26 protein-coding genes, 1 tRNA gene and 1 pseudogene are annotated in these 25,347 nt (G+C 69.6%); 14 read left to right on the plus strand and 14 right to left on the minus strand.

Annotated elements, in window-relative coordinates; genetic code table 11:
• Window positions 1-62 precede the first annotated feature (62 nt).
• Window positions 63-2,399 (plus strand): bifunctional diguanylate cyclase/phosphodiesterase, encoded by a 2,337-nt coding sequence (locus ASF39_RS16185; protein ID WP_056285831.1) that lies wholly within the window; start codon window positions 63-65, stop codon window positions 2,397-2,399.
• A 21-nt stretch (window positions 2,400-2,420) separates the two neighbouring features.
• Here the strand turns inward: ASF39_RS16185 and ASF39_RS16190 are convergent, their stop codons facing one another.
• The 4 genes from ASF39_RS16190 to ASF39_RS16200 all read right to left on the minus strand — a co-directional run bounded on the left by ASF39_RS16190 (window position 2,421) and on the right by ASF39_RS16200 (window position 5,699).
• Window positions 2,421-3,716 carry an aminotransferase class I/II-fold pyridoxal phosphate-dependent enzyme gene (locus tag ASF39_RS16190; RefSeq protein WP_056285834.1) on the minus strand — a complete coding sequence of 432 codons (1,296 nt, stop codon included), beginning with the start codon at window positions 3,714-3,716 and terminating at the stop codon, window positions 2,421-2,423.
• A gap of 24 nt (window positions 3,717-3,740) precedes the next feature.
• Window positions 3,741-4,127, minus strand: coding sequence for a response regulator (locus ASF39_RS16195; RefSeq protein WP_055888582.1), 387 nt, complete (start codon window positions 4,125-4,127; stop codon window positions 3,741-3,743).
• Between the two features lie 61 nt (window positions 4,128-4,188).
• Entirely contained in the window at window positions 4,189-4,365 is a 177-nt protein-coding gene (locus ASF39_RS21490) for a hypothetical protein (RefSeq protein WP_156387794.1), read from the minus strand.
• A gap of 53 nt (window positions 4,366-4,418) precedes the next feature.
• Window positions 4,419-5,699 (minus strand): O-acetylhomoserine aminocarboxypropyltransferase, encoded by a 1,281-nt coding sequence (locus tag ASF39_RS16200; RefSeq protein ID WP_055888584.1) that lies wholly within the window; start codon window positions 5,697-5,699, stop codon window positions 4,419-4,421.
• A gap of 127 nt (window positions 5,700-5,826) precedes the next feature.
• Here ASF39_RS16200 and ASF39_RS16205 point away from each other — a divergent pair, with 127 nt between their 5' ends.
• Both ASF39_RS16205 and ASF39_RS16210 read left to right on the plus strand, forming a co-directional pair.
• Complete coding sequence (locus tag ASF39_RS16205; protein WP_055888586.1) at window positions 5,827-6,171, plus strand: DUF3140 domain-containing protein; 345 nt, start codon at window positions 5,827-5,829, stop codon at window positions 6,169-6,171.
• 109 nt (window positions 6,172-6,280) lie between these two features.
• Window positions 6,281-7,576: an MFS transporter gene (locus tag ASF39_RS16210; protein WP_056286101.1), complete on the plus strand. Its 1,296-nt coding sequence runs from the start codon at window positions 6,281-6,283 to the stop codon at window positions 7,574-7,576.
• Here the strand turns inward: ASF39_RS16210 and ASF39_RS16215 are convergent.
• The 3 genes from ASF39_RS16215 to ASF39_RS16225 form a co-directional block, all read right to left on the minus strand.
• Entirely contained in the window at window positions 7,557-8,096 is a 540-nt protein-coding gene (locus tag ASF39_RS16215) for a hypothetical protein (protein WP_056285837.1), read from the minus strand. The genes ASF39_RS16210 and ASF39_RS16215 overlap by 20 nt on opposite strands.
• Before the next feature lie 71 nt (window positions 8,097-8,167).
• Window positions 8,168-9,340, minus strand: coding sequence for a zinc-dependent alcohol dehydrogenase (locus ASF39_RS16220; RefSeq protein ID WP_055888590.1), 1,173 nt, complete (start codon window positions 9,338-9,340; stop codon window positions 8,168-8,170).
• 201 nt (window positions 9,341-9,541) lie between these two features.
• Window positions 9,542-10,087: a CoA-binding protein gene (locus ASF39_RS16225; RefSeq protein ID WP_055888591.1), complete on the minus strand. Its 546-nt coding sequence runs from the start codon at window positions 10,085-10,087 to the stop codon at window positions 9,542-9,544.
• 46 nt (window positions 10,088-10,133) lie between these two features.
• Between ASF39_RS16225 and ASF39_RS16230 the strand changes: the two genes are divergently transcribed.
• The 5 genes from ASF39_RS16230 (at window position 10,134) to ASF39_RS16250 (ending at window position 13,259) form a co-directional block, all read left to right on the plus strand.
• On the plus strand, window positions 10,134-10,592 hold the full coding sequence (locus ASF39_RS16230) for a PaaI family thioesterase (protein ID WP_056285843.1): 459 nt from the start codon (window positions 10,134-10,136) through the stop codon (window positions 10,590-10,592).
• A 179-nt stretch (window positions 10,593-10,771) separates the two neighbouring features.
• Window positions 10,772-11,779, plus strand: a complete 1,008-nt coding sequence (gene rsgA, locus ASF39_RS16235) for a ribosome small subunit-dependent GTPase A (protein ID WP_056285847.1) — start codon at window positions 10,772-10,774, stop codon at window positions 11,777-11,779.
• A 201-nt stretch (window positions 11,780-11,980) separates the two neighbouring features.
• Window positions 11,981-12,442, plus strand: coding sequence for a 50S ribosomal protein L13 (gene rplM / locus ASF39_RS16240; protein ID WP_055888960.1), 462 nt, complete (start codon window positions 11,981-11,983; stop codon window positions 12,440-12,442).
• Window positions 12,443-12,444: 2 nt separating this feature from the next.
• The gene (gene rpsI, locus ASF39_RS16245) at window positions 12,445-12,924 is read left to right on the plus strand and encodes a 30S ribosomal protein S9 (RefSeq protein ID WP_055888597.1); all 480 of its coding nucleotides are present in this window, start codon (window positions 12,445-12,447) and stop codon (window positions 12,922-12,924) included.
• An 83-nt stretch (window positions 12,925-13,007) separates the two neighbouring features.
• A complete protein-coding gene (locus ASF39_RS16250; protein ID WP_055888599.1) occupies window positions 13,008-13,259 on the plus strand; it encodes a hypothetical protein in 252 nt (83 codons plus the stop codon).
• A 64-nt stretch (window positions 13,260-13,323) separates the two neighbouring features.
• Here ASF39_RS16250 and ASF39_RS22460 read toward each other — a convergent pair whose 3' ends face one another.
• Window positions 13,324-13,629: a hypothetical protein gene (locus ASF39_RS22460; protein WP_244472440.1), complete on the minus strand. Its 306-nt coding sequence runs from the start codon at window positions 13,627-13,629 to the stop codon at window positions 13,324-13,326.
• Window positions 13,630-13,797: 168 nt separating this feature from the next.
• The gene (gene oxlT / locus ASF39_RS16260; protein WP_055888603.1) at window positions 13,798-15,096 is read right to left on the minus strand and encodes an oxalate/formate MFS antiporter; all 1,299 of its coding nucleotides are present in this window, start codon (window positions 15,094-15,096) and stop codon (window positions 13,798-13,800) included.
• Window positions 15,097-15,803: 707 nt separating this feature from the next.
• On the opposite strand from oxlT, the gene ASF39_RS21495 reads away from it, so the two are divergent.
• Window positions 15,804-15,971, plus strand: coding sequence for a hypothetical protein (locus ASF39_RS21495; RefSeq protein WP_156648535.1), 168 nt, complete (start codon window positions 15,804-15,806; stop codon window positions 15,969-15,971).
• A gap of 92 nt (window positions 15,972-16,063) precedes the next feature.
• Here ASF39_RS21495 and ASF39_RS16265 read toward each other — a convergent pair whose 3' ends face one another.
• A complete protein-coding gene (locus ASF39_RS16265; protein ID WP_056285851.1) occupies window positions 16,064-17,326 on the minus strand; it encodes a methyltransferase in 1,263 nt (420 codons plus the stop codon).
• Window positions 17,327-17,382: 56 nt separating this feature from the next.
• A complete protein-coding gene (locus ASF39_RS16270) occupies window positions 17,383-18,141 on the minus strand; it encodes a TlyA family RNA methyltransferase (RefSeq protein WP_055888607.1) in 759 nt (252 codons plus the stop codon).
• 237 nt (window positions 18,142-18,378) lie between these two features.
• Here ASF39_RS16270 and ASF39_RS16275 point away from each other — a divergent pair, with 237 nt between their 5' ends.
• Window positions 18,379-19,905 (plus strand): CHAD domain-containing protein, encoded by a 1,527-nt coding sequence (locus ASF39_RS16275; RefSeq protein WP_056285853.1) that lies wholly within the window; start codon window positions 18,379-18,381, stop codon window positions 19,903-19,905.
• A 136-nt stretch (window positions 19,906-20,041) separates the two neighbouring features.
• Here ASF39_RS16275 and rlmB read toward each other — a convergent pair whose 3' ends face one another.
• Complete coding sequence (gene rlmB / locus ASF39_RS16280; protein ID WP_082494641.1) at window positions 20,042-20,878, minus strand: 23S rRNA (guanosine(2251)-2'-O)-methyltransferase RlmB; 837 nt, start codon at window positions 20,876-20,878, stop codon at window positions 20,042-20,044.
• Between the two features lie 193 nt (window positions 20,879-21,071).
• On the opposite strand from rlmB, the gene ASF39_RS16285 reads away from it, so the two are divergent.
• A tRNA-Glu gene (locus ASF39_RS16285) sits at window positions 21,072-21,147 on the plus strand.
• A 382-nt stretch (window positions 21,148-21,529) separates the two neighbouring features.
• Here the strand turns inward: ASF39_RS16285 and ASF39_RS16290 are convergent.
• Window positions 21,530-22,141, minus strand: coding sequence for a PepSY domain-containing protein (locus tag ASF39_RS16290; protein WP_082494620.1), 612 nt, complete (start codon window positions 22,139-22,141; stop codon window positions 21,530-21,532).
• A gap of 244 nt (window positions 22,142-22,385) precedes the next feature.
• Here ASF39_RS16290 and ASF39_RS21500 point away from each other — a divergent pair.
• Window positions 22,386-22,499, plus strand: a pseudogene (locus ASF39_RS21500) (IS5/IS1182 family transposase); the annotation flags it as partial.
• Window positions 22,500-22,950: 451 nt separating this feature from the next.
• On the opposite strand, the gene ASF39_RS16295 reads toward ASF39_RS21500, so the two are convergent.
• Window positions 22,951-23,805 carry a GH25 family lysozyme gene (locus tag ASF39_RS16295; protein WP_056286104.1) on the minus strand — a complete coding sequence of 285 codons (855 nt, stop codon included), beginning with the start codon at window positions 23,803-23,805 and terminating at the stop codon, window positions 22,951-22,953.
• 166 nt (window positions 23,806-23,971) lie between these two features.
• On the opposite strand from ASF39_RS16295, the gene ASF39_RS16300 reads away from it, so the two are divergent.
• Both ASF39_RS16300 and ASF39_RS16305 read left to right on the plus strand, forming a co-directional pair.
• Window positions 23,972-24,415, plus strand: coding sequence for a DUF488 domain-containing protein (locus ASF39_RS16300; protein ID WP_056286108.1), 444 nt, complete (start codon window positions 23,972-23,974; stop codon window positions 24,413-24,415).
• Window positions 24,416-24,563: 148 nt separating this feature from the next.
• Complete coding sequence (locus ASF39_RS16305; protein WP_055888613.1) at window positions 24,564-25,292, plus strand: LuxR family transcriptional regulator; 729 nt, start codon at window positions 24,564-24,566, stop codon at window positions 25,290-25,292.
• The last annotated feature ends 55 nt before the right edge of the window (window positions 25,293-25,347 follow it).

Raw genomic sequence — 25,347 nt, forward strand, 5'->3', positions numbered from 1 at the left:
CGCCGGCGACGCGCGCGCGGCCTTAACCTCGTCTGCAGGGTTGGCGTGCGACCCTGCTGCGCATGGCGACGACTCACTTCAGCGCGATCGGCGGCGAGTTCGCATCCGCTTCCAGGGAAGCGGCCTTCCGGGCCGACCGGCTCCCTGAGACCCTGCGGACCGCCCGCCTCATCCTCGGCATCTCGGCCGCGATCAACGCGCTCGCCCTGATCATCGATTGGCGCTTCCTCGGCCACCCCCACTTCTGGATCGCGGTACCGGCGCGCCTGGCCATCGTCGCGATCTCGGTCCTGTGCCTCGTCGCCATCTGGCAGGCGACGCGGTTCTCCGTCGTCCAGCGCGGCCTCGTCGTCTGGGAGATCGTCACCGCCGTCTGCCTCGGCGTGCTGTGCTCCCTGCGGTCCGAGATCGCGCCGCTGGTCCTCATCGTCCTGCCGGCGATCTACTTCCTCGTCGTGCCCACGAGTTTCCGCTGGACGCTGGCCTGCGGCAGCGTCGCCATGGCGGCACTGGCGACCGGCTACCTCTGGCACGAGCCGGAGGCGACGGCGGCGACGGGTTTCCTCGTCACGACGGTGATGGGCGAGGTCGTCCTCGTGCTGTTCGTCATCCGCTGGAACCGGCTGCGCCGCCTCGAATGGGCGGCGACCCAGGCCGAACGCCACGCGAATTCCGAACTGGCCGAGAGCCGCCACCTGTTCGAGGCGCTGTTTCGCGCCGTCCCAATCCCGATCGTGGTCTCGCTGGCCGACGGCGGCCGGATCGTCAGCGCCAACGACGCCGCCCTGGCCTTCTTCGACGTGCCCGACACCCGCGCCTTCGGCGACTACACGATCCGCCGTCACCTCAGCGGCGACGACCGCCGCCGCATCGCCTCCGGCATCAGCCGCAGCGCCGGACAGCAGGGGTTCGAAGTCGGCCTCACCGGACGCGACGGGCGGCGCCACGACATCCTCCTCTCGGTGGCGGCCGTGAACATCGACGGGCAGGCCTGCACCATCTCGAGCCTCGTGGACATCACCAGCCGCAAGGCGGCCGAGGAACGTATCCGGATCGCCGCCCACCACGACGCCCTCACCGGTCTACCGAACCGGGCGCTGTTCCAGACCAGCCTGGAGGCGGCGATCGCGGGCGGACATGCGACGGGAGCCGAGGTCGGCCTGATCCTGCTCGACCTCGACGGTTTCAAGGAGGTCAACGACACCCTGGGCCACGAGGCGGGCGATGCGCTGCTCAAGGAAGTCGCGGGGCGGCTCGGCCGGGTCGCCGGACCCGGCGACCTCGTCGCTCGGCTCGGCGGCGACGAGTTCGTCGTGCTGGCAGCCATCCCCGGCGACGGGCAGGCCACGGTGCACCTGCACCGGCTCGCCGAGGACATCCTCGACGTCCTCAACCCGGCCATGCCGATCGGCGGGCGGATCGTAGCGCCCAGGGCCAGCCTCGGCCTGGCGGTGTTTCCCGCCCATGCCGGCGGCGGCGGCGACCTCTTCACCAACGCCGACCTCGCGCTCTACGCCGCCAAGGCGGCCGGGCGGAACCAGGCCGTCCTGTTCACGCCCTCGCTGCGGGTGCAGATCGAGACGCGGGTCAGGATCGCGGGCGAGATGCGCACCGCCCTGGACGAAGGGCAGCTCGTCCCGTTCTATCAACCCAAGGTCGGACTGCAGGGCCGGGGGATCGTCGGGTTCGAGGCCCTGGCCCGCTGGCAGCATCCCAGCCGCGGCCTTCTCGCTCCGGCCGACTTCTCCACCGTGTTCGACGATCCCGACATCGGCAACGCGGTCGGCCTGTGCCTCATGCGGCGGATCTGCGCGGACGTGGCAGGATGGGTGGCGCTGGGCCTCGACCCAGGCCGCGTCTTCCTGAACCTCTCGGCGACACAGTTCGCGCAGGACAACCTCGCCAGGACCCTGCTCGGCGAGATCGACCGCGCCGGGCTGGCCCGGGATCGCATCGGCATCGAGGTCACGGAGACGGTGCTCCTGGGCGGCCACGGCGACCGCGTCGCCAGCGTCCTCGACGCGCTGCATTCGGCCGGCATCGGCGTCGCGCTGGACGACTTCGGGACCGGCTACGCCTCGCTGACGCACCTCAAGCAATACCCCGTCGACGAGATCAAGATCGACCGCAGCTTCGTGCGCGACCTCGAACGGGACGCCAACGACGCGGCCATCGTGGTGGCCGTCCTGCATCTCGGCCGCAGCCTCGGCCTGCGCGTCACAGCCGAAGGGGTCGAGACCGAGGCCCAGGCCGCGTTCCTCGACGCCAACGGGTGCGACACGGCGCAGGGCTACCTCTACGCCAAGCCGATGTCGGCGAGCCGGGTGCCGTGGTTCCTCAGGAACCGCCCCGACATCCTCGGCGACGACGACGGGTCGCGCCCGCGCCTGGCGGGATGACCCCCTTCGGACCGGAGTCGTTCAGGACAGCTTGGCGAGCGCCTGGTCGATGTCGGCGATGAGGTCCTCGACGTTCTCCAGACCGATCGAGAGGCGCACCGTCTCCGGCCCGACCATGGCCGCCGCCTTGTCGGCATCGCCGAGCTGGCGGTGCGTGGTAGTGGCCGGATGGATCGCCAGGGACTTGATCTCGCCGATGTTCACGAGGTGCGAGATCAGCTCGAGGGACGTGATGAAGGTCTTGGCCGCCGCCTCTCCGCCCTTGAGGGCGAAGGTGAAGATCGATCCGGGGCCCTGCGGCACGTAGCAGGCGGCCATGGACTCGCCCGGCTGGCCGGGGAGGGCGGGATAGCTCACCCATTCCACCGCCGGATGGTCCTTGAGGTGGGCGGCGACGGTGCGGGCGTTCGAACAATGCCGTGCCATGCGCAACGGTAGGGTCTCGATGCCGGTGAGCGTCAGGAACGCGTTCATCGGCGACAGGCCGGGGCCGAGGTCGCGCAGGCCGAACAGGCGGCAGGCCACCGCGAAGCTGATCTCGGGAAACCGCTCGGTGATGACGAGGCCGTCGTAGTCAGACCAGGGTTCGGTGATGAGGTTGTAGCGCCCGCCCGTCGCCGTCCAGTCGAACCGGCCGGCGTCGCAGATGATGCCGCCGATGGTCTGGCCGGAGCCGCCGAGGAACTTCGAGGTCGAATGGACCACGATGTCGGCGCCGTATTCTATGGGGCGGATCAGCGCCGGCGAGGCCAGGGTGTTGTCGACCACCAGCGGCAGGTTGTGGCGCCGGGCGACCTCACTGATGCCGACGAGGTCCATCACCGTGGCGCAGGGGTTGACGATCGACTCGCAGACGATGGCCTTCGTCTGCGGCGTGATCTGCGCCTCGAAATCGGCCGGGGTCAGCCCCTTGGCGAACTGCGGCTTCAGGTCGTAGCGCCCGTCGAGGCGGCGCATCAGGCCGAGGGAACCGCCGAAGAGGCGCGGGGAGGCGACGTAGGCGTCGCCGCTCTGCATCAGCGTCATCAGCACGAGCAGCACGGCCGACTGGCCGGAGGAGACCGCCACGGCGGCCTTGGCGCCCTCCAAAGCCGCCACCCGACGCTCGAGGGCGGCCACGGTGGGGTTCGAACCGCGCGAATAGGAGAAGCCGGTCTTGCGCATCGCGAAGATGTCGGCCGCCTGCTCCGTGGAATCGAACACGAAGCCGTTCGTGAAGTAGATCGGCTGCACCCGCGCGCCGGTGGACGGATCGGGGGAGGCCCCGGCGTGGACCGACTGCGTGGCGAAGCGATGGGTACGGGTCTCGGTGGCCATGGGGCCTCCGTTTCGAGGATCGGGTCAGGCGGCGCGCTGCACGAAGGCCCGCAGGGTCCGCACCAGGGTGGCGGGCTCGTAGGGCTTCGGGATGAAGCGGGCGCCATCGGGCAGGTCGTGAGGGCCGGGCGTCCCCATGCCCGACACGACCAGGACGGGGATCGACGGCCAGCGCCGCGCGACCAAGCGGGCGAGCGCGAACCCGTCCATCGAGCCCTGGGGCATGTCGACGTCGGTCATCAGGACGCCGACGTCGTCGTGGTCCTGCAGCAGCTTCAGGGCCTTGTCCGCATGCGACGCTTCGAGCACCCGGAATCCCGCATCCGACAGGGTGTCGGCGGCCTCCATCAGGAGGAGGCCGTCGTCTTCCACCAGGAGCACGACGGGAAGGTCGGAGGAATCGTCTGTCATCAGGTCTCGGCTGGTCCCGCTGTGACCGTTGGCCGGGGCCTAGTCCCCGCGCCCACGCCCGTCAAGAACGCGGCGAGCCGCCGGTTCCGTTCCGCCGGACCGCCCGAACGGGCACCGGCTCGGCCTCCGGCGCATGGCAGCGGCGCCAGAAAAAGGCGGCGAGACCCGCCAGACCGAGGAGGACGGCACTCGAGGCGACGCCGCCGTGAAACCCGCCCGCGATCGTCGTGACCGTCATGCCCGCCTCCCCGTGACGACCGCGATCGTGCCGGGGACAGGGTTAACCGAACCTTAAGCCGACAGGGCGGCATCGAGATCCTCGATCAGGTCGGCGGGGTCCTCGATACCCACCGACAGGCGCACCACCTCCGGCCCGGCGCCGGCGGCGGTCTTCTGCGCATCGCTGAGCTGGCGGTGGGTGGTGGAAGCCGGATGGATCACGAGCGAGCGGGTGTCGCCGATGTTGGCCACATGCGAGAACAGCTGCAGGTTGGCCACGAGCTTGACGCCGGCGTCGTAGCCGCCCTTGAGCCCGATGGTGAACACCGCGCCGGACCCCAGCGGCGTGTAGCGCCGGGCGAGCTGGTGGTACTTGTCGGTCTCGAGGCCCGGATAGCTGACCCAGGCGACGGCCGGATGGCCGTGGAGGTGGGTCGCCACCTCCAGCGCGTTGTCGCAATGGCGCTGCATGCGCAGGGGCAGGGTCTCGATGCCGTTCAGGATGAGGAAGGCGTTGAACGGCGACAGCGCCGGCCCGAGGTCGCGCAGGCCCAGCACCCGGATCGCGATGGCGAAGCCGAAGTTGCCGAAGGTCTCGGCCAGCACCATCCCCGAGTATTCGGGCCGCGGCTGGGAGAGCATCGGATAGCGGTCGTCGCCGGCCCAGGGGAAGGTGCCGCCGTCGACGACGAGGCCGCCGATGGAATTGCCGTGCCCCCCCAGGAACTTGGTGGCCGAATGCACCACGATGTCGGCCCCGTGTTCGAACGGCCGGATCAGGTACGGCGTCGCCATGGTGTTGTCGACGATGAGCGGGATGTTGTGCCGCCGGGCGATCGCCGACAACGCGGCGATGTCCGTGATCACCCCGCCGGGGTTGGCGATCGATTCGCAGAAGATCGCCTTGGTGCGCGGCGTGATGGCGCGCTCGAACGAGGACGGGTCGTCGGTGTCGGCCCAGACCACGGTCCAGCCGAAGTTCTTGTAGGAATGGTTGAACTGGTTGATCGAGCCGCCGTAGAGCTTGTTGGCGGCGATGAACTCGTCGCCCGGCTGCATCAGCGCGTGCATCACCAGGAACTCGGCGGCATGGCCCGAGGCCACCGCCACGGCGGCGGTGCCGCCCTCCAGAGCCGCGATGCGCTCTTCCAGCACCGCGTTGGTCGGGTTGGTGATGCGCGAATAGATGTTGCCGAAGGCCTGCAGCCCGAACAGCGAGGCGGCGTGGTCGACGTCGTCGAACACGAACGAGGTGGTCTGGTAGATCGGCGTCGCCCGCGCGCCCGTGGTCGCGTCGGGGGCGGCACCGGCATGGATCGCCAGGGTGTTGAAGCCGGGCAGGCGGTCGGTCATGCAATCCTCCTCGCGCGTTCGCGTTAACGAACGCTAGTTCTTTATGCCGGACGCGCCGACCCGGTCAAGGCGGCCGGAACCGCGGCCGACCTCTCCGATTGACCGGCATGGGCAAGGGAGACCCCGCATGGCCGACGATCACGAGACGACGTGGACCGAGTTCGGGCAGGCCGTCAACATGACCGCCTCGGCGCTGGAAACGTTCCTGGAGACGGATGAAAGCCGCTCCGTCGGCCAGAAGGCGTCGCAAGGCGCCGAATCGAAGGGGCATGCGGAAGGCCGGCGCATCGTCGCCATCCTTCGCAAGAAGAAGGGCGACCTCGACGACGAGGATTACGCGCACATGCGCAAGGTCGTCGGCTACGTGAACCGTCACCTCGAGCAGGGCGGCCCCGAGGACGAGGCCAAGGTGAAGGACTCGCCCTGGCGGATGTCCCTGATGAACTGGGGACACGACCCGTTGAAGGGATAGCGTCGTCCCGTTCCGTTGCGGGGCGGGATCGTGGGTGGGGTCGGGCTCCGCAGCCTGGCGCCCGGGCGCCGACTATGCCGATGGGCGTCGCTCGGCTATGGCCGCCGCCATGACCGCGCCCGTGCCCACCTCCCGCATCCTCGTCGCCAGCTTCGTCGGCACCGCGATCGAGTTCTACGACTTCTACATCTACGCCACCGCGGTGGCGCTGGTGATCGGCCCGATCTTCTTTCCCTCCGGCGATCCGGCGGTGCAGACGCTCTCGGCCTTCGCCACCTTCGCCATCGCCTTCGTCGCGCGGCCCTTGGGCGCGGCCTTCTTCGGGCATTTCGGCGACAGGGTCGGGCGCAAGGCGACGCTGGTGGCCTCGCTGATGATCATGGGCGTGTCCACCGTGCTGATCGGCTGCCTGCCTTCCTACGAGGCGATCGGCTGGTGGGCGCCGGCCCTCCTGTGCGTCCTGCGGTTCGGGCAGGGGCTGGGGTTCGGCGGCGAATGGGGCGGCGCGGCCCTGCTGGCGGTCGAGAACGCCCCGCCGGGCAAGCGGGCGCTCTACGGCATCTTCCCGCAGCTCGGCGCGCCGATCGGCTTCATCGCGGCCAACCTTAGTTTCCTCGCGCTGGCGCTGACGCTGAGCCCGGAGGCGTTCCAGTCGTGGGGCTGGCGGGTGCCGTTCCTGGCCTCGGCCCTGCTGGTCAGCGTCGGGCTCTACGTCCGGCTCAAGCTCACCGAGACGCCGGTGTTCCAGGCGGCCCTCGCCAGGGCCGCACCCGAGCGGGTGCCGTTGGCGCTGATCTTCACCCGCCACCTACGCGCCACGGTGCTGGGCACCCTGGCGATGGTGTCGTGCTACGCGGTGTTCTACCTCTCGACGGTGTTCGCGCTCAGCTACGGCACCACGACGCTGGGCTTCACCCGGCCGACCTTCCTCCTGTTCGAATGCATCGCCGTGGTCTTCATGGCGCTGGCGATCCCGGTTTCGGGTTGGGCGGCCGACGCCTACGGCCGCCGCCCGGTCCTGCTCACGGGCCTGGCCTTCACCGCCGGCCTCGGCGTGCTGCTCGGCCCGATGCTCGGCAGCGGCGAGGGCCCCCTGGTGCTGGGCTTCCTCTGCCTGGGGCTGCTCGCCATGGGCTGGCTGTTCGGCCCGATGGGCGCGCTGCTGCCCGAGCTGTTTCCGACGCGGGTGCGCTACACCGGCGCCTCGGTAAGCTACAACCTCGCGGGTATCCTCGGGGCCTCGGCCGCCCCCTACCTCGCCCAGCAGCTCGTCGCCCGGGGCGGAATCGGCTGGGTGGGGCTGTATCTCGCCATCGCCGCAGCGATCAGCTTTGTGGCGGTGTGGATGATGCAGGAGACAGGGCGCGGCGAGATCGACGCGGATCTCACGCCGCCCAGGGCTTGAGGAGGGCCGGGGTCAGCATGCCCTCGCTGCCCTCGACGTCGGTGGCCGCACCGCGCGATTCCCGGATGCCGCGCGGATAGCCGGTGCGTGTCCGGTAGTTACCAATGTGGGGCATCGGCACGGCCGTCGAGCGGGTCAGGCGGTCGGCGCAGATCGCGTCCAGCGCCGTGACGCCGGCCACCGCCGCGGCGGCGATCAGGAGGTTGTCCTTCCGGCTGTTGCCCTCGTAGGCGGCGGCCAGGGTGACGAGGTCGAGGGCGTCCCCGGCGATGCGGCCCCAGATCCACGGGGTCGGGTCCTCGGCGGTGACGATGCCGACGCCGGTGGCGACCTCGCGCACCCCGTAAGCGCGCACCAGCCCCTCCTGGCCGCGCATCCCCAGCGCCCGGGCGATGGCGCCGCCGGCCAGGATCTCGGCGAGCCCGAGGCCGATGGAGAACCAGCCGAGCCCACGCGCGAGGGCGTCGGTGGCGGTGTCGGGATGCCCGCGGCGGGGGGAACGGGGACCTTCGTAGCGCATGGGGTTTCTCCTCCGGGAGGGGATATCTCCCCTCTCCCCGCCCACGGGGAGAGGGGTCGGGCGAGGCGCCCCTACGGCTTGATCACCACCTTGATGCAGCCGTCCTTCTTGTCGCGGAACGTCTTGTACATCTCCGGCCCGTCCTCGAGCCCGACCCGGTGAGTGATGACGAAGGAGGGGTCGATCTCACCGGCCTCGATCCGGCGCACGAGGTCGTCGGTCCAGCGGTTCACGTGGGTCTGGCCGGTGCGGATGGTCAGGCCCTTGTTCATGATCATGCCCATCGGAAACTTGTCGACGAGGCCGCCGTAGACGCCGGGGATCGAGAGGACGCCGGCCCCGCGGCAGACGTAGGCCATCTCGCGCAGGACGTGGGGGCGGTCGCTCTCCAGCATCACCGCCTGCTTGGCGCGGTCCACCATGGAGTCGATGGTGGCGGTGGCGTGCGCCTCCATTCCCACCGAATCGATGCACTTCTCCGGCCCCTTGCCGGCGGTCATCTGGTTGAGGCGCTCGATCACGCTCTCGTCGGAGAAGTTGATGGTGGAGGCGCCGCCCGCCCGCGCCATCTCGAGGCGCTCGGGCACGTTGTCGATGCAGACGACGTGCTTGGCGCCGAGCAGGATCGCCGAGCGGATCGCCATCTGGCCGACCGGGCCCGCCCCCCAGATCGCCACCGTATCGGTGGGCTGGATGTCGCATTGCACCGCCGCCTGCCAGCCGGTGGGGAAGATGTCGGACAGGAACAGCACCTGCTCGTCGGTGAGGCTGTCGGGCACCTTGATGTGGGTGGCGTCGGCATAGGGCACCCGCAGGTACTCGGCCTGGCCGCCGGCGTAGCCGCCGGTGAGATGCGTGTACCCGAACAGCCCCGCCGTGGTGTGGCCGAACGCCTTGGCGGCGACCTGCTTGTTGCGGTTCGAGCGCTCGCAGACCGAGAAGAAGCCGCGCCTGCACTGGTCGCACTCGCCGCAGATGATCGTGAACGGCACCACGATGCGGTCGCCCTTCTTGAGGGCCCCGTTGATGCCCTTGCCGACCTCCACGACCTCGCCCATGGACTCGTGGCCCATGATGTCGCCCTTCTCCATGCCGGGCATGACATGGTCGTAGAGGTGCAGGTCCGAGCCGCAGATGGCGCAGGCGGAGACCTTGATGATGACGTCGCGGTCCTGCTCGATCTCGGGATCGGGGACCGTATCGCAGCGGATGTCCTGCGCGCCGTGCCAGACGAGGGCTCTCATGGTGGTTCTCTCCCCGGTGCGCCGCGATTGGGCGTGTGAGGAGAAAACCTCGCGAGGAGGCAACAAGTTTCGAGATCGTTCTTCGATTTACTTAAGTTAATACTCGCGCAAGCGCTGCGTGTAATGACTTGCCAAGAACGGACGTCCTAAGAGCGGACTTTCCAAGAACGACCGGCCGCCTATGTGCTGGCGACGATCCTGTCACCTCCGCTCGATCGTCAGCCGCTGCACCCCCTTGCCCCCTAGCACCGGCTTCTTCGCGCTGATGATCCGCGAGTTCACGCCCGACCATCCGATCTCGCCCGACAGGCGGCCGTACTCGATCTTGGGGCAGCGGTTCATCACCACGGTGACGCCCTTCGCCTCGGCGCGGGCGGCGGCCGCGTCGTCGCGCACGCCGAGCTGCATCCAGATCACCTTCGGCAGGACCGGCAGCGCCAGGGCCTCGTCGACGAGGCCGCCGGCGGCGTCGGAGCTGCGGAAGATCTCCACCATGTCGACCGGGTGCGGCAGGTCGGCCAGGCGCGCCACCACCGGCTTGCCGAGCAGCATCTGGCCGCTGAGGCCGGGGTTGACCGGGGTGACGTCGTAGCCGCGGCTGAGGAGGTACTTCAGCACGATCCAGCTCGGCCGGGCGGGGTTGGCCGAGGCACCCACCAGCGCGATGGTGCGCGTGCCCGTGAGCAGGGCGCGGATCTGCGCGTCGGGGTAGGCGATATGGAGGTGGGGACGGGGGGTGTCGGTCATGATGCATCGACTTGTCGGGCATCGCGGCCTGTGCTGCAAGACGAGGATGTCGAGCACGCCCCTCATGAGCCTTGCCGAGACGGTCGCCTTCCTGGAGCGGGAATTCCCGCAGATGCACCACGGCGGGCGCTCCTACCACCTCGAGGCGGTGGGCCTCTTGAGCGCCACCATGCGGATGGACCACCACGACCGCTTCCTGCGCCCGGGCGGCACCGTCTCCGGCCCGGCAATGATGACGCTGGCCGATCTGGCGCTCTATGCCGCCATCCTCGCCAACATCGGCCCGATCGGTCTGGCCGTGACGACCAACCTCAGCTTCAACTTCCTGCGCAAGCCCGGCACCAAGGGACTGGTGGCGGATGCGCGCCTGTTCAAGCTCGGGCGCCGGCTGGCGGTGGGGGAGGTACTGATCACCGAGGCGTCGTCCGAAGACCTCGTCTGCCACGCCACCGGCACCTATTCGATCCCGCCGGACAAGGCCGGCAGCGTGACGCCGATCCGCTAAGCAGGTTCGCGTTGGCAGGCCAACGCTTCACCATGCTTAGGTCCTTGGTATGTCGCAGGTTTTCGACGCAAAACCGGTGACCACTTTTGCGAAACCTGCTTAGGCTCGGCTGCTCTCGCGCCTCGCGTGGAGCGCCGCCCCTGTCCCTCCCGGGCCCGGCGTGCGATGGGGCATCCACCGTGACAGATCATCCCGACGCCCCCTCCCTGTTCGACCTCGGCTGGTCCGCCTTCTTCGCAGACCAGGTCCTGCCGGAGGAAGCCGGCCTCGTGCCGGCGCGGATCGCCAGCGTCCACCGCGCGCGCCTCACCGCGCTGGGCGAGGCCGGCCCGGTCGCGCCGGTCCTGGCGGTGCATGCGACCACCGGCGACTTCGCCGTGGGGGATTTCGTGCTCGTCGATCCCGCGACCACAACCCTGCGCCGGCGCCTCGATCGCAAGTCCGTGCTGGAGCGGCGCACCGAGGGCAGCCGGGTGGCGCAACTCGCCGCCGCCAACGTCGACACGCTGTTCGTCGTCACCTCCTGCAACGCCGACTTCAACCCGGCCCGCCTCGAACGCTACCTCGCCATGGCCAACGAGGGCGACATCGACCCGGTGATCGTCCTGACCAAGGCCGACACCACCGACGCGGTCGCGCGCTACCAAACCGAGGCCGCGGCCCTGCAGAGCGGGCTCGCGGTGGTGGTCCTCAACCCGCGCGAGCCGGCGGCGGCCGGGGCGCTGGCGCCCTGGTGCGGCCCCGGCCGCACCGTGGCGGTGGTCGGCTCCTCCGGGGTCGGCAAGTCGACCCTGGTCAACACCCTGGCCGGGCCGGGCCAGGCCCTGCCGCAGCTGACCGGCGGCATCCGCGAGCACGACGCCAAGGGCCGCCACACCACCACGGCGCGCTCGCTGCACGCCATGGCCGGGGGCGGCTTCGTCATCGACACGCCGGGCATGCGCACCCTCCACGTCGGCGACGCGGCCGGCGGGATCGGGACCCTGTTCTCCGAGATCACCGAGCTCGCGCCCGCCTGCCGGTTCCGCGACTGCACCCATGCCCACGAACCGGGCTGCGCCGTGCAGGCCGCGGTAGCCGCGGGCACCCTCGATCCGGAACGGCTGAACCGGTGGCGCAAGCTCCTGACCGAGAACCGCCACAACACGCCGGTGGTGACCGGCCCGCGCGGCAACAAGCGGCGCTGAGCGCAAGGCTCACGCGGTATCATGATACCGCAAGGCGGAAGCCTCTCTATCGCTTGCGGTTTTCGCCTGTTACGTGCGCCGGAAAGGCTTGACGCGGCCGGTAAACCTGCCTAAAGGACGCTCCAACGCCGCCGCGTCTCGCACGCGGCGGCGCATCGTTTTCTAACGGATCACACGGAACGCCACGGGATGAGCAGCGCGATGAAGACCACTTCGCTGAAACCCGCCGACGTCGACAAGAAGTGGATCATCGTCGATGCGGAGGGCCTGGTCGTCGGCCGGCTCGCCACCATCGTCGCGATGCGCCTGCGCGGGAAGCACAAGCCCGCCTACACTCCTCACGTCGACTGCGGCGACAACGTCATCGTCATCAACGCCGAGAAGGTGCAGTTCACCGGCCGCAAGCGCGAGCAGAAGGTGTACTACCACCACACCGGTTACCCGGGCGGCATCAAGGAGCGCACGGCCAAGTACATCCTGGACGGCCGCTTCCCCGAGCGGGTGGTCGAGAAGGCCGTCGAGCGCATGCTGCCGCGCGGCCCGCTGTTCCGCCAGATCATGGGCAACCTGCGTGTCTACAAGGGCACCGAGCATCCCCATACCGCCCAGCAGCCGCAGGCGCTCGACGTCGGCGCCCTCAACCGCAAGAACGTGAGCGCTTGATCATGGCGACCCTCCAGTCCCTCGCCGACCTCAACCGGTCGAACGTCGAGTCGCCCGAGAACGCGGCGCCCGTCCACGTCCAGAAGCTCGATGCCCAGGGCCGCGCCTATGCCACCGGCAAGCGCAAGGACGCGGTCGCCCGCGTCTGGATCAAGCCCGGCACCGGCCAGGTCGTGGTCAACGGCCGCACCATCGAGGTCTATTTCGCCCGGCCCGTGCTGCGCATGATCCTGCGCCAGCCGCTCCAGATCGCCAACCGCGTCGACCAGTACGACATCATGGTCAGCGTCCATGGCGGCGGCCTCTCCGGCCAGGCCGGCGCCGTGCGCCACGGCCTCTCCAAGGCCCTGACCTACTTCGAGCCCGAACTGCGCGGCCCGCTCAAGCGCGAGGGCTTCCTTACCCGCGACAGCCGCGTGGTCGAGCGCAAGAAGTACGGCCGCAAGAAGGCCCGCCGCAGCTTCCAGTTCTCGAAGCGCTGAGCGACCACCTTACATCGAATCGGGAAAGGGCGGCCCTCAGGCCGCCCTTTTCGTTTGTGGCGAGGGCCGAGGACTCATCCGACATGGCGAACACCTTCCGGCGCGTTCACGCCCCCGCGGCTGCGGCCGTCACGCTCTGCCTCGCGAGGAAGGACGGTGCCGTCGCCGCCGAGGTGAAGCTCGCCAACGGCCGCCAGTTCAGCACCACCGGCCTCCTGCCCATCGCCGAGGCCTTCGGGATCGCGGTGCACATCGCCAACGAGGGGGCGATGGAGATGGTGGTGATCGACCCCCAGGGGCTGTGGAAGCCGTCCTGGGGAGACCTTCAGGGGTAGGCCGCCTCACGGGCGATCGCACCGACCCCGTCGGCCAAGCCGCGCAAAGCCTCGGTCCCGCCCCCTAACGGGGAGGCGGGATCTCGAGCATGGGCAAAATCGGGGTCGTGGCGGCGCCGTCCCACAGGACGATCAGCGAGAGAACCAGCCCCAGGGCCGCGGTGTAGGCCACCACGAAGACGTCGCGGTTGCCCGGGTCGGAGGCCAGGACGAGGGCGGCGAAGGGAAGGCTCTGCAACGCAAGGGCGGCGGCGATCATCATCGGGGTGGTGGCATCCGGCGAAGGGTGTGCGTCCTGCCGGGTCTGCCAGCCGGTGACAATCGGCGGCCGTACCGGAGGTTCCGGCACACGGTGCAGGAGTCGCGCCACGGGCGAAGGACCGTCCAGCGCCCCGCCCATCGCGAGCGGGCCCATCCGACAGCGCCACGATCGAGCCGGCGGACGACGCAGCGTCAGGCACATCGGGAAGCAGAAAACGGATCGGCCCGCCTCCCGCGCGAGGCGGGGGCGGGCCGGGTGTTCGGCGTGAGACGGTCTTCAGGCGTGGGCGAGGTTCGCGGCGGGCATCACGGAGCCGTTGGCGGCGTGATGGCGCTTGAGCATCGGCCTCAGGACCGCGATGGCCAGGAAGGCGGCCAGGAGATCCATCGCGGCGACGGTGTAGAGCACCGTGGCCCAGGTACCGGTGGCCTGCATCAGGATGTTGCCCAGCGGCACGAACAGGGCGGCGACACCCTTGGCGCAGTAGAGGACGCCGTAGATCTTGCCGATGTGGGCCGAACCGAACGTGTCGGCCGCCGTCGCGCTGAACAGGGAGTACACTTCACCCCAGGCCAGGAACACGATGCCCGAGAGGATGATGAACGCCCACGGGTTGCTGCCGAAGTAGCCCAGGGCGACGATGCCGATGCCTTCCATCGTGAAGGCGATGAACATCGTCTTCTCGCGGCCGATCCGGTCGGAGATGAAGCCGAACAGGGGGCGGGAGATGCCGTTCAGGATACGGTCGAGCATCAGCGCGAAGGGCAGGGCGGCCATGGCGAAGAAGTACAGGTCGACCTTGAACTCCTTCACGCCGAGGTCCTGCGCGATGACGCCGAGCTGGGCCACGGCCATCAGGCCGCCGGTGACGGTGCAGGTGAACATCAGGAGCATGACGTAGAACACCGGCGTGCGCAGGGCCTCGCCGAGGGTGTAGTCGCGACGGGACTGGAGCACCTTGCTCGAGTAGACGACCTCGCCCTTGCCCGGGCCGCGAAGGCCGATGGAGGCCAGGATGATGATCGCGCCCTGGATCAGGCCGAAGACGAAGAACGCCTGGGCGTAGCTGCCCTGCGAGATCATGTTGGCGATCGGGATGATGGTGAGGGCCGAACCGGCGCCGTAGCCGCCCGCGGTGAGGCCGACGGCCAGACCGCGCTTGTCCGGGAACCACTTCAGGGCGTTGTTGATGCAGGTGGCGTAGACGCAGCCGACGCCGATGCCGCCGACCACCGAGCCGAAATAGAAGCCCGAAAGCGTGGTGGCGTAGGAGTTGATGACCCAGGCGAGGCCCGTCATGAGGCCGCCGAACATCACGACCCGGCTCGGGCCGTACTTGTCGATGAAGTAGCCCTCGATCGGCGTCAGCCAGGTCTGCACGATGACGAAGATCGTGAACGCGACCTGGATCGCGGCGCGATCCCAGCCGAAGGTCTTCTGGATCTCGGGTACGAACAGCGTCCAGGCGTACTGGATGTTGGCCGCGGCCACCATGCAGGCGACGCCGAGAATGAGCTGTAGCCATCGATTGCTCGACGTTTTTGCCGCGACGGGCGCAGCGCTAGACAAGGCCATGGCATTTCCCCCTGTGGTTCATGCACCGACGCCCGGATGAGGCGTGGAGCGTGGCATAAGCGCCGATGCGATGCGTTCCTCCGCCGCCGAGGACCTCGGACCGGGATCCTTCGACGAACTGGTATGTAGTATTTGGTATATCAGATGGCGGAGCAAGCAAAATAATTCTGCGGTTTTTCGAAAAATGGCCGGATTATTGCATTCCCGCCATTCGTATCGAGCCGCATTCGCATCCCCGCCATCCCACCGATCTCCCACCGGAAAGCGGCGAAGGCATCTCCCTCGCCGCCGTCCCGACCGGGACGAACCCGCCATCGGACCCGATCCTCAGGATCGTCTTAAACGGTTCATTACGCTTGCATATCGAATGTTTCGGCGCTGTCGAGACGAGATGGGCTGCATGCACAGCCGACAGGCGCGGGATTCCCGTGAATCGACGGTCAGACCCATGATGCGGCGCACTCGGATCGACACGGGGCGGCCTCTCACGCCTCGGCCAGGGCATTGGCCGGCCAGCAACAAAACTGGCACTATAAATCAGTAATTCGGGCCAAAGCCGGAACGTCGCCCGCGGTAGAACCCTGCCGACAGGCCTCGACAGGCTCATCCATGCATGAATTGCATGCCAGCATTCTGGGATGTGGCATACCAAATGCCGTGGTGCGGTGCGATATGACGGTCATCGACGTTCTTCAGGAGCCACCCCAATGATCGCTCTCTTCATCCTCGGCCTCGCCGCCGCCGCCATCGGTCCCGCCATGACGATCCTCCTGGATCGCGACGACGCGGTCGCCTCCACCACCGACACCGCCTCGGCCGGCATGTTCGTCGCCCTCAACGACAACGCCACCGTCAAGGCCCGCGTCGCCGCCTGATCTCGCGGTACCGGAACGATTGAGCCCGCCCCGGCCCAGGCCGCGGCGGGCTTTCTTCATGGCGAATCGCCGTTCCTGACCGAGGGTCGGGATCAACCGCGCAGGCTGCGCAGGGGAGATCCGCGCCGCTTGGGCGCCCGCCGGAACACGCCGAGGAGCTCGACGTGAGCGGAGGACGCGAACTGGTCCACGGGCGTGACCCGCTCCAGCCGGTAGCCGCCCGCGACCAGGGTGGCGGCGTCCCGCGCGAAGGTACCGGCATCGCAGGCGACGCCGATCACCAGGGGGACGGCCGATTCGGCCAGCCGGGCGGCCTGCGCCTGCGCCCCGGCCCTGGGCGGATCGAACACCACGGCGTCGTAGGCGTCGAGCTCGATCGGCAGCAGCGGCCGGCGGAACAGATCGCGCCGCTCGGTGGTGATTCGGCGTAGGCCCGGCGTGGCCCGATAGGCCCGCTCGAGGCTCGCGAGGGCCGCGGCCTCCCCCTCCACCGCATGGACCTCGCAGCGCCGCGCCAGGACGAGGCTGAAGGGCCCGGAGCCGGAGAACAGGTCGGCCACCCGTTTGGTCTTCTTGTCGAGGGCGGCGAGGACGAGTTCGCCGAGCAGGGTCTCGCCGGCCTCGGTCGCCTGCAGGAAGCCGCCGGGCGGCGGCACCCAGGCGTCTGCCTCCCCGTGCAGGAACGGCGCCCGGCGCTCCACCACCACCTCGCCGTGCAGCGACAGGCGCGCGAGGTCGAGGTCGGCGGCCAGACGCACCAGGGCGGCGCGCACGCCCTCGCTCACCGGCCCATGCCCGCGCAGGTCGACGTCGAGCCCGCCGCCGGTGGCCGTCACCGCGACGTCGAGGGGCTTGCGGCCGTGGCCGAGGGGAGCGCTGAGCGCCAGGGCCACGGCGGGTGCCCGGTGCAGGGCCGGGACGGTGATCGGGCAATGGTCGATGGATACGAGGTCGTGGCTGCGCGCCGCCATCAGGCCAGCCCGGGCGGCGCCGTCGATCGCCCGAACGTGGAGGGTAAGGCGGCGCCGGCCTTCTCCGTGGGCGATGCGGACCGGCTCGGCCGCGACCGCGAGCCCGGCCTGATCCAGGGCCCTGTCGACGAGACCGCGCTTCCAGGCGGCGGCGGGCTCGGTCGCCAGGTGCTGCACGACGCAGCCGCCGCAGGTGCCGTAATAAGGGCAGAAGGGTGCGACCCGGTCGGGGGAGGGGGTCTCCACCGAGACGAGATGGCCGCGTCCGCCCGCGCGGGTGACGGTGACCCGCTCGCCGGGAAGGGCATAGGCGACTGGGAGCCCGTCGGCGGCGATCCCGTCGCCGCGGGCCCCGAGCCGGTCGATGGTCACGATGTCGGTCACGCCGGTTTCCGGCAGCGGGTTCTCGCCTGAAACAGGCGGAGTCGACACAGGGTGTCTCATGCCGGACGCCCCGCTCGAGGGGCGAGGCGGGCGCCCACCAGAAATTCGCGGTTGCCGTCTCCCCCCGTCACCGGCGAGGGCACGCGGCCCAGGACGTCGAAGCCGAGCTCGACCAGCAGAGCCTCGATCCCGGCGCAGACCTCGTCGTGGACGGCTCCGTCGCGCACGATGCCGCCGCGCCCGACCCGATCGCGACCGGCCTCGAACTGCGGCTTGATCAGCGCGGCCAGGACCGCGCGCGGCGCCAGCAGGGGCACCAGGGCCGGCAGGACGAGGCGCAGGGAGATGAAGCTCACGTCGACGGCCACCAAATCCGGCGCCCGCGCGAACGACGCGGCGTCGAGGGTGCGGGCGTCGGTACCCTCCAGGCTGGTCACCCGCGAATCGGCGCGCAGGGAAGCGTGGAGCTGGTCGCGCCCGACGTCGACCGCATGAACGTGCGCCGCTCCCCTGGCGAGCAGGGCGTCCGTGAAACCGCCGGTGGAGGCGCCGACGTCGAGGCAGTGGCGACCGGCGGGGTCGATCCCGAAGGCATCGAGGGCCGCTGTCAGCTTGAGCCCCCCGCGCGAGACGAAGGGGTGGGGCTGCTCCGCCTCGATCCTGGCGTGCGGGTCGAGACGGTCGGCGGCGCGCAGCACCGGGCGGTCGTCGGCCCGCACGAGGCCGGCGGCGATGGCGGCCTGCGCCCGCGCTCGGCTCTCGAAATGCCCCCGCTCCACCAGAAGGCGATCGGCCCTCGGCCGGTCCTGCGTCATCACGATGTCCCAACGACCTCCGCCCGGCCTCGTCCCGGCGGGGTCCGCGAGGAGCTACGGCATTCGGCCGGCTTGTCAAAGGCCGCGGAGACGGGGGGAGCGTCCCACCGCAGGCGTCTCACATGCGGTGGCAAGCCATGGTAGGCTGCCCGCGACAAATCCGACCGGGCGACGGCGGAGCGCCGCAGCCCCGGCGGACACCGCCGGAGACGCGGCATCAAGGAGCGAATCGACGCCATGAGTGGCCCACGCGAGATCGAGCTGAAGCTGGAAGCCGGCCTGCACGACATGGCCGCCCTGGCCGAACACCCACTGCTGCGGACCGGCGAGGCGCAGGACACGGCGGTCCTGAGCGCGACGTATTTCGACACGGCCGACCGGGACCTCGCCGCCGCCGGCCTCACTCTGCGCGTGCGCAGGACGCCGACCGGACACGTCCAGACCGTGAAGGCCGCCGCCGCCGGCGCCGGCCTGTTCGATAGGCCCGAGTGGGAATGTCCCGTCGAGGGTCCCGAGCCCGACCTCGCCGCCCTCGCGGCGACGCCCGCGGCCGCGATCCTGGCGGATGCGAAAGGCGCAGGTCTCCACGCGGTGTTCGCCACGGTGGTGGAGCGCACGACCCGTCCCGTCCGCTACGGCGAGTCGCGGATCTCGGTGACCCTGGACCAGGGCCGGGTCGAGACGCCGGACGGCGACGTGCCGCTGTGCGAGGTCGAGCTCGAACTCGTGGAGGGCCGGGCCGCCGACCTGTTCGGCCTCGCCCAGGCGCTCGCCGAGACGGTACCGCTGCGGCTCGGCGCCCTGAGCAAGAGCGAACGGGCCTTCGCTCTCCTCGACGGGACGCTGCGCCGGCCGAGCAAGGCCAGGGCGGTCCGCCTGGAGGAGACGGCCACGGCCGGCGACGCCTTCCTGGCGATCGCCCAGGCGTGCCTGCGCCACCTGCGCCGCAACGAAGACGTCTTCCTGCACGGCCGCGATCCGGAGGCCCTGCACCAGATGCGGGTCGCCCTGCGCCGCCTGCGCTCGGCCTTCACCCTGTTCAAGGCGATGCTGGCCGGCGACGCCACGGCGCAGCACCTGCGCGCCGAGATCAAGCGGGTCTCCGAGCCGTTCGGCCAGGCGCGCAACATCGACGTCTTCCTGAACGAGACGCTGCCCGCCGAGATCGCCCGCAGGCCGGACGAGGCGAGCCTGACCGCCCTGCGCGAGACCCTGGAGGGCGAGAGGCTGCGCGCCTACGACGTGGTGCTCTCCATCCTCGAGGCGGCCGAGTGGCGCGGCCTCGTCCTCGATCTGGCTGCCTGGATCGAAACCGGCCCGTGGCGGGCACAGGGGGCCAGCGCCGCGCCGGCGCGCGACGTCGCGGCCGCGATCCTGGAGCGGGCGCGCCGCCGGATCAAGAAAGGCGGGCGCCACCTCGACAGGCTCGACGCCGACGCGCGCCACCGGGTGCGGATCGAGGCGAAGAAGCTGCGCTACGGCGCCGAGTTCTTCGGGTCGCTCTACGCGGGCAAGAAGACGGCCAAGCGCCACAAGGCCTTCGTCGCCGCGCTCTCGGACCTGCAGGACCACCTCGGCGCCCTCAACGACCTCGCCACCGCCCACGGCATCGTCTCGGGCCTCCTCGTGACGCAGGCGGACGGCGAGGCCCTGTTCGCGGCCGGGCTGACCGCCGCCGACGGGGACGCCGGCGCCGGCGCCCTGCTCGAGGCGGCCGCCGAGGCGCACGAGGCGCTCATCGACGTGACGCCGTTCTGGCGCTGACGAGCCCGCTCGGGACCAGGCAGGAACCGGATCGTACCATTTCCGGGTGATCACTTCGTGATGCGGAAATGGGCTTCGCTCAGGCGCCGCGCCGGCTCGGTGATACCGTTTCCGCTTGAATCAAGCGGAAACGGTATCACTCCGCGGGGCGGACGCTCAGGGCATAGAGGGTGATCGCCGCGGCGTTGGAGACGTTCAGGCTGCGGATCTCCCCCGAGAAGGGAATGCGGGCGAGCACGTCGCAGCAATCCCGGGTGCGCTGGCGCAGGCCCTTGCCCTCGGCTCCGAGCACGATCACCGCAGGCCGGCGCGGGCCGACGGCGTCGAGCGTCGTCTGCGCATCGGAATCGAGGCCGATGCGGGTGAACCCGCGCTTCCCCAGGTCGATCAGCGCCTCGGCGAGGTTGCGCACCACCACCAGCGGCACGTGCTCGAGGCCGCCAGAGGCCGATTTGGCCAGTACGCCGGTGGCGTTGGGCGAATGCCGGGCGGTGGTGACGATGGCGGCGACGCCGAAGGCGGCGGCGGTGCGGACGATGGCGCCGACGTTGTGGGGATCGGTGATCTGGTCGAGGGCGAGCAGGAGGGCATCGTCGGGTAGGTCGTCGAGGTCCGGCCCGGGTAGCGGATCGGCTTCGAGGTAGAGCCCCTGGTGCACGGCATCGGGCCCGAGCAGGGCGTTGATGGCGCTGGGCCGGACGAGTTCCGGCTCGATCCGCAGGGTCCCGAGTTCGGCCGTCAGGCGGGCCGCCCCGTTCTCGGTGGCGAGCAGCCGATGCAGCCGCCGCCCGTCGTTGGCGAGCGCCTGGAACACCGGGTGCCAGCCGTAGAGGACGACCCGGTCGCCGCTCGGCCCGGTCGGTCGGAAGCGATCCCGCACCGCGCCGGAGCCGAACCGGCGGCCGCGCTCCTTGCGATCCCCGCCGGTCGGCCGGGGCTTGTGTGTCGGCGGGTCGTCGCTGTGGCTGGTCATGAGGGCGGTCCGATCCAAACCCGCGACAAACCGGCCCGCACCTCGTTCGTCAAGCCACCCCGGCCCGCGAGCGGCGCCAATGCGCCTCATCGTCCGGCAACGTCCCGGTCCGCGACCCCGTCGCCGCACGACAACCGACGAGGAGCGTTGCACAGCGCGACGAACCCCCCTATAGAACCCTCGCCCGACCAAAGCGCCCTTCGTCTAGCGGTCCAGGACGTCGCCCTTTCACGGCGAAAACACGGGTTCGATTCCCGTAGGGCGCGCCAACCAAATCAACGCCTTGGGTCGTGGTTTGGGCGTGGTCTCATAAGAGACGTCTCACTTAGCACTGTGTGCCAAACGGTGGGCCGGAGGATTTCCCGCAGCCCACGATCGCAGACGTTCGTCAGGAACAGACTGCGATTCCCGTTTTGGTGCGACGCCTCCGCGACGTGCTTGATGCTCGGCTAATTGTCGTCCGACATCACAGTCACGAGCCAAGTTGCGTACCGGCTCACCTGTGAGATGGACGACCCACCCCGCCGGCCCGTGATCAGATCGGGCGGCGGGGAGGCCTTGTTCGTCAGCTTTCGCGGTCTCTGTCGGAGCCCGTGAGCAGGCTCAGAAGAGGGTGGCTTCGCCAGCTAAGGTGAAACCGTCACGACCGGGTCAGTCGACAACCTTGCCGTCCGCGCCAACCTTGACGGTCTGCTCGTTGTCGGCGCCCGCCACCTTGATCTCGTACTGTACCGCAGAACCGTCCTTGGACACGTCAGCCTCGAAGGCCTTGCCGCCAGGCACCTTCTGCTCGGCGATCGCCAGCGCGTCCTTGAGCGTGGTTTTGGCATTCTGGAAATCGGCAGGCTTTAAACGGGTGAAGTACCGCTCGATCGGCTGGTTCTCGGTCTTGTAAACCTCGCCCGTGTCGGCGTTGATGTAGTGCTCGACGAGCTTGCCGCTCGGGTAGACCACTTTGATCTCGTAATGCGCCGGGTCCTTGCCCTCGACGTTCTCGAAGTCGGCGTCGATGGCACGGCCGCCTTTCTCCTCGCCCTTGCCCTCGGCAGCCATCAGCGCCTTCGTCAGGCTGACCTTAGCCACCTTCGCAGCCTGCCATTCCTTCATGTCACCATTGGTCCGCATGGCAGGTGCGTTGGTGGCTCCTCCGGCAGTCGATGGCGTACCCGGCGTGGGCGCGGGAGCCGGGGCGGTGGTCTGAGCCAGGGCAAGACCGGTGCCGAGTGCGAGTAGACCGGCGGTAGCGGCAAAACGCTTCAACATGCTGGTATCCATCTTCCATGTGATAGTGAGCCGAAGCCCGGGCAAAGAACGCGGTTCTGCGGATTGCGTTCACTGCAAGTGGCGGGGCTTGTCGGAAACGCGAACGTGCCTTCGTTCGCAGATCGCCAGCCATCCCTGATCCAAAAGGCCCTTCGCCGCGCGCTTCCCATGGGGAGGCGGGGGCGATAGCACTCGGAGCGCCGGACAGAATGGCACCGAGCGGAGTTTTGAGTTTTCGTTTGGCATGGCCGGACCGCGTCTTCCCGATGATCTCGGGGATGAGATCGCTCCGCTCCTTCCACCGCCTCGGTCCCATCCGAAGGGTGGGCGTCGTCCGATCGAGAACCGGGCCGCACTTGCGCTGGCCTGACGTCGCAGGTCCTGCGCGATCCGGCTTGGCACGGACCGATTCCGCCGGGTGATCCCGAAGGACCTCAGGCCATTCCCGCCGCCCCCGTGGGCAGACAGGGTAAGAGCGGCCGACGAACTTGCGCGATCGCTCGCGGAGGATGAGGTGGAACGGTCTGCCGGCGAGGGGCGACGTCAGCCCGGTGAGCGTGCCGACGGCAACGGTCGAGAGCCACCCGTCGGCACGATGCGCCACGGCTCGTCCGAGGCCGACGGGATCGCGATTTTCTCAGCGGACAGCCACTGCGCTTCGGCAAGGCAACCGCCTCGGGTTTGAACGCAGGTGCGAGCGCGCTCATAACCATGTCCAGCCGATCACGTCGCGATGCCGACATGGGCTTCGCTCAGGCGCCGTGCGGGCCCGGTGATACGGCTCCCGCTTGATTCAAGCGGACACCGTCTCACTTGTTCGTGCAGAGGCCCTGCGGCGAGAGGCGGTGATGATCGCGCGGATCGCAGTCGGTGGAGAGAAACGACGCCCATTCGGCCGTGGTCCCGTAGAAGGCGTTCCGGTCGACGTCGCCGCGCACGCCCGGCACCCGGCCCGTCGACGTGAACTGCCACAGCATCCACTTGCGCCGGGCATAGCGCTGCTCGGGCTCGGCCGCGGTGGAGCGGACCCAATGGGGATAGTCCGGCAGCTCGTTCTCGAGCACGTCCTTGTGGAAGGTGATGTCGGTGTAGATGATCGGGCGCTTGCCGGTGTACCGCTCCATCTCGTCGAGCATGTACTGCACCATCGCGAGCGCCTGGGCCTTGGGCAGCTTCTTTGGGCAGAGCTGGGAATGGCCGTTCCACTCCACGTCGAGGACGGGGGGGAGGGCGGTGGGGTCGTTGGGCACGTTCTTCTTGAACCACGCCATCTGGTCCTGCGCCGAGCGGCACCAGAACACGAAGTGGTAGGCCCCGCGCGGCACGCCGGCCTGCGCCGCGCCGTCCCAGTTCTCGCGGAACCGCTCGTCGACGTGGTCGCCGCCCTCGGTGGCCTTGATGAAGGCGAACTGGGTGCCGGCCTTGCGCACCGAGGCCCAATCGACCCGGCCCTGCCACTTCGAGATGTCGATGCCCTGGATCGGGTGGCTCTTGGCGCGGGCGACGCCGGGGTGGGGCTTCACGTCGCCCTTGTCGGGATAGAAGTCCGTGGTGCCGCCCGCGCAGGCCGCCAGCCCCGCCATCAGCGCGATGGCAGCGGTCCGGCGCATCCAGGCGCCGGGGTCGCGACCCGTCGTCGGGGGGCGCTCGTTCGTCAGAGACATCGAACCCACGTCCATCACCCTACGCGCCACGCACTTCGATCATGCAAACACCTGGATCATGGATGCCCGAGCGCAGTTAACAGACGTTTGCCGAGATTGAGGCAGATTTCCGGAAGCCGTTGCCTGTGAGCAACGTGTGGACACCGCCCCCCGCATGGATCGCACGATGACGCGGACCCTCTTCACGATCGGCTACGAAGGGCTCGACCCCGAGCGCCTGCGCGCCGCCCTCACAGGGGCCGGCGTCACCCGCCTCGCCGACGTCCGGGCGGTGGCCAATTCGCGCAAGCGCGGCTTCTCGAAGACGGCGCTCGCCGCCTTCCTCGAGGACGGCGGCGTCTCCTACGATCACCTCCGGGCACTGGGCACGCCCAAGGCCGGCCGGCAGGCCGCCCGGGCCCACGATGCCGGCCTCATGCGCAGGATCTATTGCGAGGCGGTGCTCGACACCGGCGACGGCGGCCTCGCCCTCGACGCCCTGGCTGACCTGGCGGCACGGGGACCGACCTGCCTCCTGTGCTTCGAGCGCGAGCCGGAGCGCTGCCATCGTCGCATCCTGGCCGAGCGCCTCGCCGAACGGGGCTTCGCGGTGGTCGACCTGTTCGGTTGAAGGACCGGCGACGACCACTTGTATGGCGCTTGCGCAGGCAGGATCGCAGCGGGCGATACCGGTCCGTTTTATCGACCTGAGATCATTGACAATGACTCTACGTCATACCTCTCTGTGACGATTGCGGACGGCGGGCGGAGTGACGGGGATGACGCGCAAATCCCTGGATCACACCCTCAGTTTCCTGCGCTCCCTGGACCGCACGGCCAGCAGCGGCGACGTGGCGGATCTTCTCCTGGCGGAACTGTCCGACCTCGGCGTCACCCACGTGATGGCCGCGACGGTGCCGACACCGGGCACGCCGGCCCGGCAACACCAGAACCACGTCCTGCTCAACACCTTCCCCAGCGAATGGGGCCGGCGTTATCTCTCGCGGGGCTATGCCTTCCACGATCCCACCGTCCGGCGCCTGGGGACGAGCGCGATCCCCTTCGCCTGGGGCGACGTGCGCGCGGCCACCGATGACGCGACCGCCTGCCGCGTGATGGACGAAGCCGCCGAGTTCGACCTTCGCGAAGGCCTGACGATCCCGCTCCAGACCCTGGACGGGGAGATCGCAGGCTTCAGCGTCTCGGGCGAGCGGCTCGGGATCGACCCCATCGACCGGGGCATGCTCCAGCTCGTGGCCACCTATGCCTTCGGGCACCTGCTGCTGCTCAACGGGCAGGGGCTCGCCGCGCCGGTGCGGCTGGCCCCGCGCGAGCGCGAGGCCCTGCAGTGGGCCGCGGAGGGCAAGACGGATTGGGAGATCGGCGAGGTCATGGGCATCTCGACCCACGGCGTCGATTTCCACCTGCGCTCGGCCCGCAGCAAGCTCGGGACCACCAACCGCACCCAGGCCGTCGCCATGGCCCTGCGCCGCGGCCTCATCATCTGACGGCCGGCGGGACAGCGCGCGACGAGGGCGGCCGCCCCGCCGTCGCCATCATCTC

This window comes from Methylobacterium sp. Leaf108 (assembly GCF_001423265.1).
Classification (GTDB): Bacteria; Pseudomonadota; Alphaproteobacteria; order Rhizobiales; family Beijerinckiaceae; genus Methylobacterium.

Coding starts and splice junctions, on each gene's coding strand:
- ASF39_RS16250 (WP_055888599.1), top strand. CDS start 13,008: ATGGCGAACACCTTCCGGCGCGTTCACGCCCCCGCGGCTGCGGCCGTC.
- rplM (WP_055888960.1), top strand. CDS start 11,981: ATGAAGACCACTTCGCTGAAACCCGCCGACGTCGACAAGAAGTGGATC.
- ASF39_RS16305 (WP_055888613.1), top strand. CDS start 24,564: ATGACGCGCAAATCCCTGGATCACACCCTCAGTTTCCTGCGCTCCCTG.
- ASF39_RS21495 (WP_156648535.1), top strand. CDS start 15,804: ATGATCGCTCTCTTCATCCTCGGCCTCGCCGCCGCCGCCATCGGTCCC.
- ASF39_RS16225 (WP_055888591.1), bottom strand. CDS start 10,087: ATGACCGACACCCCCCGTCCCCACCTCCATATCGCCTACCCCGACGCG.
- ASF39_RS16270 (WP_055888607.1), bottom strand. CDS start 18,141: ATGACGCAGGACCGGCCGAGGGCCGATCGCCTTCTGGTGGAGCGGGGG.
- ASF39_RS16200 (WP_055888584.1), bottom strand. CDS start 5,699: ATGACCGACCGCCTGCCCGGCTTCAACACCCTGGCGATCCATGCCGGT.
- ASF39_RS16210 (WP_056286101.1), top strand. CDS start 6,281: ATGACCGCGCCCGTGCCCACCTCCCGCATCCTCGTCGCCAGCTTCGTC.
- ASF39_RS16195 (WP_055888582.1), bottom strand. CDS start 4,127: ATGACAGACGATTCCTCCGACCTTCCCGTCGTGCTCCTGGTGGAAGAC.
- ASF39_RS16185 (WP_056285831.1), top strand. CDS start 63: ATGGCGACGACTCACTTCAGCGCGATCGGCGGCGAGTTCGCATCCGCT.
- rlmB (WP_082494641.1), bottom strand. CDS start 20,878: ATGACCAGCCACAGCGACGACCCGCCGACACACAAGCCCCGGCCGACC.
- ASF39_RS16205 (WP_055888586.1), top strand. CDS start 5,827: ATGGCCGACGATCACGAGACGACGTGGACCGAGTTCGGGCAGGCCGTC.
- oxlT (WP_055888603.1), bottom strand. CDS start 15,096: ATGGCCTTGTCTAGCGCTGCGCCCGTCGCGGCAAAAACGTCGAGCAAT.
- ASF39_RS21490 (WP_156387794.1), bottom strand. CDS start 4,365: ATGACGGTCACGACGATCGCGGGCGGGTTTCACGGCGGCGTCGCCTCG.
- ASF39_RS16190 (WP_056285834.1), bottom strand. CDS start 3,716: ATGGCCACCGAGACCCGTACCCATCGCTTCGCCACGCAGTCGGTCCAC.
- ASF39_RS16220 (WP_055888590.1), bottom strand. CDS start 9,340: ATGAGAGCCCTCGTCTGGCACGGCGCGCAGGACATCCGCTGCGATACG.
- ASF39_RS16290 (WP_082494620.1), bottom strand. CDS start 22,141: ATGTTGAAGCGTTTTGCCGCTACCGCCGGTCTACTCGCACTCGGCACC.
- ASF39_RS16275 (WP_056285853.1), top strand. CDS start 18,379: ATGAGTGGCCCACGCGAGATCGAGCTGAAGCTGGAAGCCGGCCTGCAC.
- ASF39_RS16230 (WP_056285843.1), top strand. CDS start 10,134: ATGTCGAGCACGCCCCTCATGAGCCTTGCCGAGACGGTCGCCTTCCTG.
- ASF39_RS16300 (WP_056286108.1), top strand. CDS start 23,972: ATGACGCGGACCCTCTTCACGATCGGCTACGAAGGGCTCGACCCCGAG.
- ASF39_RS16295 (WP_056286104.1), bottom strand. CDS start 23,805: ATGTCTCTGACGAACGAGCGCCCCCCGACGACGGGTCGCGACCCCGGC.
- ASF39_RS16215 (WP_056285837.1), bottom strand. CDS start 8,096: ATGCGCTACGAAGGTCCCCGTTCCCCCCGCCGCGGGCATCCCGACACC.
- rpsI (WP_055888597.1), top strand. CDS start 12,445: ATGGCGACCCTCCAGTCCCTCGCCGACCTCAACCGGTCGAACGTCGAG.